Origin of the sequence: Brevundimonas alba (assembly GCF_011927945.1) — a bacterium.
In the GTDB taxonomy this organism is placed as follows: Bacteria; Pseudomonadota; Alphaproteobacteria; order Caulobacterales; family Caulobacteraceae; genus Brevundimonas; species Brevundimonas alba.
In genome coordinates, this window is record NZ_JAATJM010000001.1 from 994,122 (window position 1) to 1,007,087 (window position 12,966).

Consider the following 12,966-nt stretch of genomic DNA (forward strand, 5'->3'; position numbering starts at 1 on the left):
CTTATTGAATCGGTTTGGCGTCCGGCGAAAGCCCGCGCCGTGGAGATGTCCAGTCCGGCGCCAGAACCGTCCCCACGATTTCCCGCACCTGCGCCCGCGCCGCCTCGAGCCCGCCGCCCGTATCGACAATGAAGTCCGCCCGGCGCCGCTTGTCCGCATCCGGCAGCTGCCGCGCCAGAATGGCGTCGAACCGCTCGCGGGTCATGCCCGGTCGCGCCAGCACCCGCTGCGCCTGCACCTCCGGCGAGGCGGTCACCACCACCACCGCATCCACCGCCTCGTCGCCCCCGGTTTCGAACAGCAGCGGGATGTCCAGCACAGCCAGCCGCACCCCGCGCCGCTCCGCCGCCTCCAGATCCTCCAGCCGGCCCTTCAGCACCAGCGGATGCACGATGGCCTCCAGCTGGCGGAAGGCTTGGGCGTCCTGCCCCAGCGCCGCCGCCAGCCGCGTCCGGTCCACGGCGCCGTCGACGACCACGCCGGGGAAGGCCTCAGCCACCGCCTCCACCGCTGCACCGCCCCGGGCATAGAGGCGATGCACCGCTTCATCCGCGTTCCAGATCAGCGCGCCCTCGTCGGCGAACATCGCGGTCGTGGTCGTCTTGCCCATGCCGATGGACCCGGTCAGGCCGAGCACGATCATGACGCCTCTCCCAGTTCGGCGAGAGCCAGAGCCCGCACCTCGACCGCCGGCGGCTCTATGTCGAAGAAGGCCCTGAACGAGGGCCGCGCCTGACCGATCAGCATGGCCAGCCCGTCAACGACGGTCAGTCCCCGCGCTCGCCCCGCCGCCAGAAACGGCGTCAGCAACGGCCGGTACGTCATGTCCATCAGCACCGCGTCGGAGCGCAGGCTGACACCATCGATCTCCGGCGGCGCACTCAGCGCATTGACCACCAGAGCCGCCTCGCCGACGGCCTCGGGCGCCGCGACCCGGATACCCAGATCCCCCGCCAGCACCTCCGCCCGCTCCACCGTCCGGTTCAGAACCGCGACGTCAGCGCCTGCGCCCTTGAGCGCCGCCGCCGCCGCCCGCGCCGCGCCGCCGGCGCCGAGGATCACAACCGGGCGGCCGGCGACCGCGAGTTCCGACGCCTGCTCCGCCAGCGCCGCCATCAGACCTTCGCCGTCCGTGCTGTCGGCCCGAACCCGCCCCCCTTCGAAGATCAGCAGATTGGCCGAGCCGCACAGCCGCGCGGTTTCGCTGACCTCGTCCGCCACCGCCAGGGCCGCCGCCTTGAACGGTGCGGTGACATTCAGTCCGCGCAAGGCGCCAGATCGGCCCTCGGCGACCAGCGCCTCAAACGCCGCCTCGTCCGCGGGACCGAAGGCGCGGTAGTCGGCGTTCAGGCCCGCGGTCTTGATCCACGCCCTGTGGATCAGCGGGCTCAGCGAATGCGCGATCGGCTGCCCGGCGACGCCCGAAAGCGTCGTCATGTCGCCAGCACTCCGGCCCGACGCAGTTCAGCGAGGACGGGCCAGAGCGGCATGCCCAGGACGGTGAAATAGTCGCCGTCCACGGCCTCGAACAGCTGGGACCCCATGCCCTCAAGCCGATAGGAGCCGACGCAGGACAGAAGCGCCTCGCCCTCCGCCGCCACATAGGCGTCGAGGAAGGCGTCGGAGAAATCCCGCACCCGCAGGGTCACGCTGTCCACCCCGGACCAGACCACCTGTCCGTTCCGCGCCAGCGCAGCGCCGGAGTGCAGCTGATGTTCCCGGCCCCGCATTGACGCGAGCCGATCTCTGGCTACGGCCAGTGACGTCGCCTTTGAGACGAGGCCTCCGTCAAAGGCGAGGGTCTGGTCGGCGCCCAACACCCAGGCATCGGGATCGTGGCGCGAGACCGCCAGCGCCTTTACCCGCGCCAGCTCGACCGCGAGCCCGACTGCATCCGCGGGGTCATGGACCGCCTTGACCGAATCCTCGTCGACGTCGGCGACCTGCACCGAGAACGGCACGCCGGCGCCTTCGAGCATCGCCCGCCGCGCCGCGCTCTTCGAGGCGAGGATCAGCCGTTCTCCGCTCACCAGCTGGTCCCCACGCGGTGTGTGCGCCGCTCGTTCAGCACATTGATGATCGCCGCCGCCGTCTCCTCGACCGAACGGCGGGTCACATCGATGACCGGCCAGCCGCGGCGTTCGAAGGCCCGGCGCGCCTTGACCGTCTCCTCGCGCACCGCCTCGTGGTCGGTATAGGTCGAGGCCCGCCCGGCGTTCAGCCCGTCCAGCCGGTTGCGGCGGATCTGCACGAGCCGGTCCGGCGAGACGGTCAGGCCGATGATCAGGGGGTTCTTGAGCGCTGTCAGTCGCTCGCCGTCCTCCTGTCCCGGCACCAGCGGCACATTGGCGGCGCGGATGCCGCGGTGGGCGAGATAGATGCAGGTCGGCGTCTTGGAGGTGCGGCTGACCCCGCACAGCACCACATCAGCGCCCTCCAGCTGCTCGGTCGTGCCCTGGCCGTCGTCGTGCGCCATGGCGAAGTCGAGCGCGGCGATGCGGTTGAAATAGTCGGTGTCCAGCGCGTGCTGGGCCCCTACCCGGGTCGAGAGGGCGGCGCCGAGATAGCGCGACAGCGCGCCCACCAGAGGATCGAGCGCCGCGATCTGCGGCATATCCAGCCGCCGGCAGCCCTCCTCGAGCTGATCACGCAGTTCCCGGTCCACCAGGGTGTGCAGCACCACGCCCGGCGAGGCCGCGATCTCCTCCAGCACCCGGTCCATCTGCTTGCCGGAGCGGACGAGGGCGTAGATGTGCTCGATCGGTATGACCCCGTCGAACCGGGCCACCACCGCCTTGGCCATGGCGTTCAGCGTCTCGCCCGTGGAGTCCGAAACCAGATGGACGTGGAAATAGGTCGCCAGTCGGGAGACGCCGGCGGGTCGGACCGCGCTCATGAAGTCGGCTCCGGGGATGGACTCATAGGAAGCTGTCCATGGCGGCGAGACTCCTGTGGACGGGGCCGGGCGCCGATCGTCGCGGCCGGTGCGTCGATCTCTATAGCCGGGCGCGCCAGCCGCCGCGAGCGGGGATGAAAGTGGACGAGGGCGGGGGTCAATGGGCGAGTCATCCAGCGGCGTCTTCCCGCGCCGAGCCCGGGTGTGGACAGCCTTAACAACTCCTTAACGGCGCCCATCCGCGTCCGCCCCCGCCAACGCCCTGAAGCCCGCCCGTTAAGGCCTCGTTAGGATTTGTCCCCGGTTTCACCAGCCCGGTGGACGCCCGTGGAAGACCGCCCGCCGCCTTGCGGAAAACCCGCCCGGCGGGGCCGGATCGAGCCTGCTTATCCCCGTCATCCCCGGCCCTGCCTTCTTCCTCCATTCTTCAAGAATATCTTTCATTGAAGGATTAGGGGGTGCGACACCGGCCCGGGCTTGAGCGGGACCCGGCCCCCCGGTAAGCCCGACATCAGATGACCGTCTCCAACACCCCCCTGTTGCTCAAGGTTCTCGCCGGCGAGGCGACGCCGCGTCCACCGGTGTGGTTCATGCGCCAGGCGGGGCGGTATCTGCCCGAGTACAGGGCTCTGCGGGCGACGACCCCCGACTTCATCTCCTTCTGCCTCGATCCGGAAAAGGCCGCCGAGGCCACGCTGCAGCCGATGCGGCGGTTCGGCTTCGACGCCGCCATCGTCTTCGCCGACATCCTGCTTATCCCGCGAGCACTGGGGCAGGACGTCTGGTTCGAGGCGGGCGAGGGGCCGCGGCTGGGAACCCTGCCGCCGGTGGAGGCGATGCGCGATCAGACGGCGGACGCGGGCGAGGCCCTGAAACAGGTCGGTCAGACCCTGTCGATCGTGCGGGGACAGCTGGAGCCGCACCGGGCCCTGATCGGCTTTGCCGGGGCGCCGTGGACCGTGGCGACCTATATGCTGGACGGCGAGGCGCGGTCGATCGGCAAGGGGGAACGGGCGCAGGCCCGGACCTATGCCTATTCCGAGCCGGAGAAGGTCGCGGCCCTTCTCGACGTCCTCGTCGAGGCCACGGCGCATTATCTGAAGATGCAGGCCGACGCCGGGGCGCAGGTGCTGAAGATCTTCGAGAGTTGGGCCGAGGGTCTGCCCGAGGACCTGTTCGAAAGTCTGGTCCTGAAGCCGCATCAGGCGCTGGTGAAGCGGGTCAGGGAGTTGGGGGTGACTGTGCCCCTGATCGGCTTCCCGCGCGGGTCCGCAGCCCTGGCTGAGCGCTACGCCTCTGAGTGCGACGTGCAGGCTGTGGCGCTGGATACCGCCTGTCCGCTCGAGGTCGGGCGGCGGGTGCAGGCGATCAAGCCGATCCAGGGGGCGCTCGATCCTCTGCTGCTGCGCGCCGGCGGACTGATGCTGGACCGCAGGGTGGACCAACTGCTCGACGCCTGGGGGCAGGGGCCGTGGATCTTCAATCTGGGCCACGGGATCCTGCCGGACGTGCCGATCGCCCATGTCGAGCAGGTGCTGAAACGGATCGGCGCCCAATGAGGACGCTCGCCGGCCGCCGCATCGCCGTGGTGCTGTTCAATCTGGGCGGCCCGGATGATCAGGCCTCGGTGAAGCCCTTCCTGTTCAACCTGTTCAACGATCCGGCGATCATCGGGCTGCCCGGCCTGATCCGCCGGCCGCTGGCCCGGCGCATCTCCAGCCGTCGGGAAAAGATGGCCCAGGCCAACTACGCCCTGATGGGCGGCGGCTCGCCCCTGCTGCCTGAGACGCGGAAGCAGGCGGCGGCGCTCGAGGCGGCCTTGGCGCCGCGCCTGCCGGAGGACGAGGTCCGGACCTTTGTCGCCATGCGCTACTGGTCGCCCCTGACGGAGCAGACGGCGGCCGAGGTGGCGGCCTTCGGGCCGGACGAGATCGTGCTGCTGCCCCTGTATCCGCAGTTCTCCACCACCACGACGGAGTCGTCGCTGAAGCGCTGGAACGCCGTCTATGCGGGCTCCGGTGAGAGCCGCACCGTCTGCTGCTGGCCCGAGGCCTATGGCTGGGTCGACGCCCAGGCCGACGGGGTGCGGACCCAACTCGACAAGGCCGGGAGCCGCCCGGTGCGGGTGCTGTTCTCGGCTCACGGCATTCCGGAGAACCTCGTCCGTCGCAAGGGCGACCCCTATCAGGAGCAGGTCGAGAGCACCGTCGCCGCGGTGGTGGGCCGTCTCACGGAGATGGGCCGGCCGGTCGACCATGCGATCTGCTACCAGAGCCGCGTCGGGCCGCTCAAATGGCTCGGCCCTTCCACGCCCGAGGCGCTGGAGCAGGCGGCGAAGGACGGCGTCGGCGTCGTGATCGTGCCGATCGCCTTCGTCTCCGAGCACGTCGAGACCCTGGTCGAGCTGGACATCGAATACGGCGAGCTGGCCCATACGCTCGGCGTCGCGCCCTATCTGCGCGTTCCGGCGGTCGGGACGACGCCCGCCTTCATCGACGCGCTGGCCGAGGCCGCCCTGCATGGCCTGTCGCGAACCGGCGTCGCCCCCTATGGTCCGGGTTGCAAGGGGGACTGGAAGGCCTGTCCCTGTCAGGCGGAGAGCCGGGCGCGATGAGTTTCGACGCCTTCAACATCGTCCGTGGCCTGCATATCCTCGCGGTGATCGCATGGATGGCCGGGATGCTGTTCCTGCCCCGGCTGTTCGCCTACGACGCGGAACAGCAAGGCAAGGCCGAGCCGCTGAAGTCGGAGATGCAGTCCCTGTTGCGGGTCTGGCAGGGCCGTCTGCTCAAGATCATCATCAATCCGGCGATGACGGCGGCCTGGGTGTTCGGCGTCTGGATGATCCTGATCCATGTCTATGGCTATGGCGAGGGCTGGGCTTTCCTCGCCCGGCCGTGGATGGCGACCAAGCTGCTGGCGGTGGTGGCGCTCAGCGGCTGGCATGGCTTCCTGAGCGGCGAGCTCAGGAAAATTCAGGCCGGGACCTCGATCCGCACCAGCCGCTTCTGGCGCATGACCAACGAGATTCCGTTCCTGATCGCCATCGTCGCGGTGCTGTCGGTGACGACCGAGTGGACCTTCGGCTGACCGGCTTTTGGCACTGTTTCGGAATTCGGGGCGCCAACCGTGCCAAACGGAATCCCTGATAAGAAACAACACCGTGGCTTGGATTCGGCGTGGTCTGCGATGCAAACCGTGCCAGATTATGTGAAATTCGGCCACTGAAGGCGCCGCTGGACGCCCGCGCCTGCTCCTGATTTTCAAAGACCTGACGTCGCTGTGGGACACCTCGTTTCGACATGGGGACGCGCCGAAAGCAGACAAGACCGGGCGAGGAATAAATTCCTTTCGCCCCCGCTTGCGAACCGCTCACGCTTGACCTGATCGTCCCGGCGTGGTTTCGCTGGTCGCGAACCGATCCTGGCCTCGCCGGACGGTCCCTCTCTTACAGCGACGCCTGCCGGATCGACCCTGCGGGACCCACGCCGCCCTCCCTGCCGGCCTCCGGGCCAACATCGCCAGCCGCTTCGACCCCGCCGTTTCGCGGGCGCTCCTGCGTGCACGCCTGAAGAAGAACACCATGACCGACGTCCGCGACACCGATCCCACCACACCCGAGACCGAGACGCTCGACGGCGACCTGCCGACCAATGAGGTCGCGGCCGCCGACCTGCCCATGGTCGATCAGGAGGCCGACGAAGACGAGGACGACGGCGAGCCGATCGTTCCGAACGGCCGCATCACCCTGGCGGAGCTGAACGAGAAGACGCCGGCCGATCTGGTCGCCTTCGCCGAGGGGTTGGAGATCGAGAACGCCTCCAACCTTCGCAAGCAGGATCTGCTGTTCGCCATCCTCAAGGCCCTGGCCGACGAGGAAGTGGAGATCATCGCCGACGGCGTGCTGGAAATCCTGCCGGACGGCTTCGGCTTCCTGCGCAGCCCGGACGCCAACTATCTTCCGGGTCCGGACGATGTCTACGTCTCGCCGTCGCAGATCCGCCGCTTCGGCCTGCGCTCGGGCGACACCATCCACGGCGCCGTGCGCGGCCCGCGCGAGGGCGAGCGCTATTTCGCCCTTCTCAAGGTCGACACGATCAATCTGGAAGACCCGGAAACGGTCAAGACCAAGGTCCTGTTCGACAACCTGACCCCGCTCTATCCCGAAGAGCGGCTGCACATGGAGATCCAGGATCCGACGCTGAAGGACCGCTCCGGCCGGGTGATCGACATCGTCGCCCCGCTCGGCAAGGGCCAGCGCTGCCTGATCGTCGCCCCCCCGCGGGTCGGCAAGACGGTGATGCTGCAGAACATCGCCAAGTCGATCGAGAAGAACCATCCGGAGGTCTTCCTCATCGTCCTGCTGATCGACGAGCGTCCGGAAGAGGTCACCGACATGCAGCGCACGGTGAAGGGGGAGGTGATCGCCTCGACCTTCGACGAGCCGGCGACCCGCCACGTCGCCGTCGCCGAAATGGTGATCGAAAAGGCCAAGCGGCTGGTCGAGCACAAGAAGGATGTCGTCATCCTGCTGGACTCGATCACCCGTCTGGGCCGCGCCTACAACGCCACTGTCCCGTCCTCGGGCAAGGTCCTGACCGGCGGTGTCGACGCCAACGCCTTGCAGCGGCCGAAGCGCTTCTTCGGCGCCGCGCGGAACGTGGAGCAGGGCGGTTCGCTGACCATCATCGCCACCGCCCTGATCGACACCGGCTCGCGGATGGACGAGGTCATCTTCGAAGAGTTCAAGGGCACCGGTAACTCGGAAATCGTCCTGGACCGCAAGGTCGCCGACAAGCGGATCTTCCCGGCCATCGACGTGCTCAAGTCCGGCACCCGCAAGGAAGAGCTGACGACGCCGAAGGATCAGCTGGCCAAGACCTACGTCCTGCGCCGCATCCTGAACCCGATGGGTCCGCAGGATGCGATCGAGTTCCTGATCGACAAGCTGCGCCAGTCCAAGAACAATGCGGACTTCTTCCAGTCGATGAACACCTGAGGACGGCGGCGCGGTAGGGTCGCTGTTTCACGTGAAACAGGAGCGTCAGGATGAAGGTCACTGTCGAGGTCGACTGCACACCCGCCGAGGCGCGCGCCTTCATGGGTCTGCCGGATGTCGAGCCACTGAACGATCATCTCGTATCGGAGATGAAGCGGCGGATGGACGAGAACATCACCGCCATGCAGCCCGAAGAGCTGATGAAGACCTGGACCAGCTTCGGCCTTCAGGCGCAGGATCAGTTCCGCAAGCTGATGGAAGCGGCGGTCAAGCCGTGAACTTCGCCGTCTCCTCCCCCTGCGGGGGAGGGGGACCATCCGAAGGATGGTGGAGGGGTGAATCCCCAACGCTGTCGGATGCCGTTTCGCCCCTCCACCGCTTCGCGGTCCCCCTCCCCATTTCATGGGGAGGAGACAGGTGACCGCCGACACCATCTTCGCGCTGGCCACGCCTCCGGGGCGGGGGGCCATCGCCATCATCCGGCTGTCGGGACCCGGGACGGACGCCGCTTTGACCGCGCTCGGCGCCGGGGGGCTGAAGCCGCGCATGGCGTCCCTCCGCGATCTAACCTTCGACGGCCGCGTGCTCGATCAGGCCCTCGTCCTCCGCTTCCCTGCGCCGAACTCCTACACCGGCGAGGACTGCGCGGAGCTGCATCTGCATGGCGGCCGGGCCGTGGTCGAGGCCGTCGGCGAAGCGCTGGTCGCTCTCGGCCTGCGTCCCGCGGAGTCCGGCGAATTCACCCGCCGCGCCTTCGAGAACGGGCGGATGGATCTGGCCCAGGCCGAGGCCGTGGCGGACCTGATCGACGCCGAGACCACGGCCCAGGCCGCGCAGGCGCTGGGGCAGCTGGACGGGGCTCTGTCCGAGACCTATTCCGGATTCCGCCGGGACCTGCTCAAGGCGCTCGCGCTGGTCGAGGCCGAAATCGACTTCCCGGACGAGGAGGTGCCTGACAATCTCGCCAGCACCGGCGGCCCCGTCCTCGACGGCCTGATCGCGGATCTCAAGGCGGCGCTCGCCGATGCCCGTCGTGGCGAGCGAGTGCGCGAGGGTTACCGCATCGTCCTCATTGGCGAGACCAACGCCGGCAAGTCGTCGCTGTTCAATGCGCTGGTCGCGCGCGAGGCGGCCATTGTAACGCCGATCGCCGGCACGACCCGCGATGTGCTCGACGCCGACCTCATCATCGGCGGCTATGCGGTGACCCTGTCCGATACCGCGGGCCTCCGGGAAAGCGAGGATCCCATCGAGGCCGAGGGCGTGCGCCGGGCCCGGGCGCGGGCGGAGCAGGCGGACCTGCGAATATGGGTCCGCGCGCCCGGCGATCCGGAAGGACCGGCCGCAGCCTACGCCGGCCCCGACGATCTTCTGGTGCTCACGAAGGCCGACGTCAGTCGGCCCGATGCGACGCCGGATCGCGAGTCGCTGGTGATCAGCACCATGACGGGGGAGGGTCTGTCAGCTCTCCACAGCTGGCTGTCGGCGCGACTGGCGCGCGACCTGTCGGGGAGCGACTTCCCCGCCGTCACACGGGAGAGACATAGGCGCAGACTGGCGGACGCCCTCTCTTCCGTCGAGGCCGGCCGGCGAGCGCTCGATCTTGCTCCCGAGATGGCGGGCGACGATCTGCGCCGCGCCGCCGAGAGCCTGGCGCGGGTCACGGGCGCCATCGGGGTAGAGGACGTCTTGGGCGAAGTCTTCTCGACCTTCTGCATCGGCAAGTAGCGTTTCACGTGAAACAGCCCTACGGCGCCGGTGGCGAAAGCGGCTATTTTCCCCTATGTCCCCGCCCATGAAGCGTTTCGACGTCATTGTCATCGGAGGCGGGCACGCCGGCTGCGAGGCCGCGGCGGCGTCCGCGCGCGCCGGGGCGGCCACGGTCCTTCTGACCCAGAAGCTCGCGACCATCGGGGAGATGTCCTGCAACCCGGCCATCGGCGGGCTGGGCAAGGGCCATCTGGTGCGCGAAATCGACGCCATGGACGGCGTCATGGGGCGGCTGGGCGATGTGTCCGGCATCCAGTTCCGCCTGCTCAACCGGTCCAAGGGCGCGGCGGTGCAGGGTCCGCGCAGCCAGATCGATCGCCGCCTCTATCGCGAGGCCATGCAGGCCGAACTGGCCAACACGCCCAATCTGACCCTGATGGCGGGCACGGCCGAGAGCCTGATGCTCGACGGCGGCCGTGTGGTTGGTGTGGTCACAGGCGAGGGGACCGAAGTCCGCGCCGGCGCTGTCGTGCTGACGACCGGGACCTTCCTCAACGGCGTGATCCACAAGGGCGACCAGCGCATTCCCGCGGGTCGTCACGGCGAGGCGCCGTCGACAGGTCTGGCCGCCGACCTCTATGGCGCCGGTCTGTCGATGGGACGGCTCAAGACCGGCACTCCGGCGCGGCTGGACGGGCGAACTATCGCTTGGGACCGGCTGGAGATGCAGGCGGCGGACGACGAGCCGGTGCCGTTCAGTTTCCTGACCGACCGGATCGATGTGCCCCAGATCGCCTGCGGCGTGACCCACACCACGGCCGAGACGCACAGGATCATCGCCGAGAATCTTGGCGACAGCGCGGTCTATGGTGGGCATCTGTCGGGCCGCGGCCCGCGCTACTGCCCCTCGATCGAGGACAAGGTGGTGCGGTTCGCCGACAAGACCTCGCACCAGATCTTCCTCGAGCCGGAAGGGCTGGACGACCCGACCGTCTATCCCAACGGCATTTCGACCTCGGTGTCCGACGCGACCCAGGCCGCCTTCCTGCGCACCATCCCGGGGCTGGAGGCGGTGGAGGTGTTCCGCTTTGGCTACGCCATCGAATACGACTACGTCGACCCGCGCGAACTGACGCCGGCGCTGGAGGTCAAGAAGCGGCCGGGCCTGTATCTCGCCGGTCAGATCAACGGCACCACAGGCTATGAGGAGGCGGGCGCCCAAGGGCTGCTCGCCGGGCTGAACGCGGCCCGCGCCGCCGCCGGTTCGGACCCGATCGTCCTCGGACGGGACCAGGCCTATATCGGCGTCATGATCGACGATCTGGTCACACGTGGCGTGACCGAGCCCTACCGGATGTTCACCAGCCGGGCCGAATACAGATTGACGCTGCGGGCCGACAATGCCGATCAACGGTTGACGCCGCTGGCCATCGAGGCGGGGATCGTTTCGGGCAAACGGCGGGCCGCGTTCGAGGCCAAGGCCGGGCTGCTGGACGAGGCTGCTGCGCTGGTTCGCGGCGCGACCTATACCCCGAAGGAGGCCGGGGCCTTGGGCATCGCGGTCAATGCGGACGGGCAGCGGCGGTCGATTCGCGACCTGCTGGCCTTCCCCGGCGTCGACCTGACCACCTTCGAGGCGGCGCATCCGCAGATCGCCGCCTGGCCGCGTCAGGTGCGTGAGCAGGTCGAGATCGACGCGGGCTACGCCGGCTATCTGGACCGCCAGGCCTCGGACGCCGAGGCCCTGCGCCGGGAGGAGGCGTTGGCCATACCGGTCGACCTCGACTACGCCGCCATCGGCAGCCTCTCGAACGAGGTGCGCGAGAAGCTGACCTTGATCCAGCCCCGCACCCTGGGGCAGGCGGGGCGGATCGAGGGGATGACGCCGGGGGCGCTGACCGCCCTGCTGTCGCACGTGAAACGGACCCGGGTGGCGGCGTGACCCCGACCGAGTTTCAGGCGCTAACGGGCGCCGACGATGCGAAAGTCGCCGACCTAGAGAGCTTCATCGCCCGCCTGACCGAGGCCAATGCGGTGATGAATCTCGTCGGCCCGGACAGCCTGCCGGACGTCTGGAACCGGCACATATGGGACTCGGCCCAGCTGCTGGAGCTCGCGCCCGCCGCCTCGACCTGGGCGGATCTCGGCGCGGGGGCAGGCTTCCCGGGCGTGGTTCTGGCGATCCTGCTCAAGGGACGTCCCGGCGCTCACGTCTGGCTGGTCGACAGTCTCGGCAAGCGCTGCCGATTCCTGCAGGAGGTGGTCCAAGCCCTCGCCCTGCCGGCGACCGTGATCAACGGCCGGGCGGAGGAACAGACGCTCAGGGTCGACGTCGTCACCGCCCGCGCGGTCGCGCCGATGGAGAAGCTGCTGGGCTATACACAGCCTTATCTACAGCGCGGCGCACAGGGGCTGTTTCTCAAGGGGGAAAAGGCCGAGGCTGAGTTGATCGAGGCCCGCAAGGTCTGGCATTTCGATAGCGACCTCTCCGTCTCGCGCAGTGATCCGCGCGGCCGTCTCGTTTCCGTCCGGAGCCTCCGCCGTGTCCATAGCCGGTAAGACTCGCGTCCTCGCCGTATCGAACCAGAAGGGCGGCGTGGGCAAGACCACGACGGCGATCAACCTCGGCACAGCGCTGGCCGCGATCGGCGAGAAGGTGCTGATCGTCGACATGGACCCGCAGGGCAATGCCTCCACGGGTCTGGGTGTTCCACGTGAAACACGGCGGGTGACGATCTACGACGTCATCGTCGACGGGCGTTCGGTCGACGACTCCGCCGTGCAGACCGCCGTGCCGGGGCTGCATATCATCCCGGCCGACGCCGACATGTCCGGCGTCGAGATCGAGCTGAGCCAGGCCGATCGCCGCTCCTTCCGCCTGCGCGACGCGCTCGCCGGTCAGGGGGCTGAGGGGCAGACCCGGTATGACTATGTCCTGATCGACTGCCCGCCCTCGCTGAACCTGCTGACGCTGAACGCCATGGCTGCGGCCGACGCGGTGCTGGTGCCACTGCAGTGCGAGTTCTTCGCGCTGGAGGGCCTGACCCAGCTGATGAAGACCATCGACATGGTGCGGCAGAGCCTGAACCCGACGCTCGAGATTCAGGGACTGGTGCTGACGATGTACGACCGCCGCAACGCCCTGTCGGGGCAGGTGGCGGCGGATGTGCGGAGCCATTTCGGCGACAAGGTTTATGAGGCGGTGATCCCCCGGAACGTCCGCGTGTCCGAAGCCCCGTCGTTCGGCAAGCCGGCGCTGATCTACGATCTGAAATGCGCGGGCAGCCAGGCCTATCTGCGTCTCGCCCGCGAGGTGGTGGCGCGTGAGAAGACGCGGCGGCTGCAGGCCGCCTGATGACCT

At 68.5% G+C, this 12,966-nt stretch carries 13 protein-coding genes; 9 read left to right on the forward strand and 4 right to left on the reverse strand.

Annotation, left to right across the window (positions count from 1 at the left end; translation table 11 throughout):
• Position 1: 1 nt before the first annotated feature.
• From coaE to GGQ87_RS04975, 4 genes are read right to left on the reverse strand one after another with little or no spacing between them, the layout of a single operon-like run.
• A complete protein-coding gene (coaE, locus tag GGQ87_RS04960) occupies positions 2-643 on the reverse strand; it encodes a dephospho-CoA kinase (RefSeq protein WP_168045578.1) in 642 nt (213 codons plus the stop codon).
• The gene (locus GGQ87_RS04965; protein ID WP_168045579.1) at positions 640-1,437 is read right to left on the reverse strand and encodes a shikimate dehydrogenase family protein; all 798 of its coding nucleotides are present in this window, start codon (positions 1,435-1,437) and stop codon (positions 640-642) included. Before GGQ87_RS04965 ends, coaE begins: the two co-directional genes overlap by 4 nt.
• Positions 1,434-2,030, reverse strand: a complete 597-nt coding sequence (locus GGQ87_RS04970) for a Maf family protein (protein ID WP_342448305.1) — start codon at positions 2,028-2,030, stop codon at positions 1,434-1,436. The genes GGQ87_RS04965 and GGQ87_RS04970 overlap by 4 nt, the downstream gene beginning before the upstream one ends.
• A complete protein-coding gene (locus GGQ87_RS04975) occupies positions 2,027-2,896 on the reverse strand; it encodes a pyruvate, water dikinase regulatory protein (protein WP_168045580.1) in 870 nt (289 codons plus the stop codon). Before GGQ87_RS04975 ends, GGQ87_RS04970 begins: the two co-directional genes overlap by 4 nt.
• A 515-nt stretch (positions 2,897-3,411) precedes the next feature.
• Between GGQ87_RS04975 and hemE the strand changes: the two genes are divergently transcribed.
• The 9 genes from hemE to GGQ87_RS05020 all read left to right on the forward strand — a co-directional run bounded on the left by hemE (position 3,412) and on the right by GGQ87_RS05020 (position 12,960).
• Positions 3,412-4,455 carry a uroporphyrinogen decarboxylase gene (hemE, locus tag GGQ87_RS04980; protein WP_168045581.1) on the forward strand — a complete coding sequence of 348 codons (1,044 nt, stop codon included), beginning with the start codon at positions 3,412-3,414 and terminating at the stop codon, positions 4,453-4,455.
• Positions 4,452-5,510, forward strand: coding sequence for a ferrochelatase (hemH, locus tag GGQ87_RS04985; protein ID WP_168045582.1), 1,059 nt, complete (start codon positions 4,452-4,454; stop codon positions 5,508-5,510). The genes hemE and hemH overlap by 4 nt, the downstream gene beginning before the upstream one ends.
• Positions 5,507-5,986 (forward strand): CopD family protein, encoded by a 480-nt coding sequence (locus tag GGQ87_RS04990; RefSeq protein ID WP_168045583.1) that lies wholly within the window; start codon positions 5,507-5,509, stop codon positions 5,984-5,986. The genes hemH and GGQ87_RS04990 overlap by 4 nt, the downstream gene beginning before the upstream one ends.
• 493 nt (positions 5,987-6,479) lie before the next feature.
• On the forward strand, positions 6,480-7,895 hold the full coding sequence (gene rho / locus GGQ87_RS04995; RefSeq protein ID WP_168045584.1) for a transcription termination factor Rho: 1,416 nt from the start codon (positions 6,480-6,482) through the stop codon (positions 7,893-7,895).
• A 50-nt stretch (positions 7,896-7,945) separates the two neighbouring features.
• Entirely contained in the window at positions 7,946-8,173 is a 228-nt protein-coding gene (locus GGQ87_RS05000) for a DUF6489 family protein (RefSeq protein WP_168045585.1), read from the forward strand.
• Positions 8,174-8,297: 124 nt separating this feature from the next.
• Positions 8,298-9,623 (forward strand): tRNA uridine-5-carboxymethylaminomethyl(34) synthesis GTPase MnmE, encoded by a 1,326-nt coding sequence (gene mnmE, locus GGQ87_RS05005; protein WP_168045586.1) that lies wholly within the window; start codon positions 8,298-8,300, stop codon positions 9,621-9,623.
• Between the two features lie 67 nt (positions 9,624-9,690).
• Positions 9,691-11,547: a tRNA uridine-5-carboxymethylaminomethyl(34) synthesis enzyme MnmG gene (mnmG, locus tag GGQ87_RS05010; protein ID WP_245161415.1), complete on the forward strand. Its 1,857-nt coding sequence runs from the start codon at positions 9,691-9,693 to the stop codon at positions 11,545-11,547.
• The gene (gene rsmG / locus GGQ87_RS05015) at positions 11,544-12,164 is read left to right on the forward strand and encodes a 16S rRNA (guanine(527)-N(7))-methyltransferase RsmG (protein ID WP_168045588.1); all 621 of its coding nucleotides are present in this window, start codon (positions 11,544-11,546) and stop codon (positions 12,162-12,164) included. Before mnmG ends, rsmG begins: the two co-directional genes overlap by 4 nt.
• Positions 12,154-12,960 (forward strand): AAA family ATPase, encoded by an 807-nt coding sequence (locus tag GGQ87_RS05020; protein ID WP_168047336.1) that lies wholly within the window; start codon positions 12,154-12,156, stop codon positions 12,958-12,960. Before rsmG ends, GGQ87_RS05020 begins: the two co-directional genes overlap by 11 nt.
• Positions 12,961-12,966: the final 6 nt, after the last annotated feature.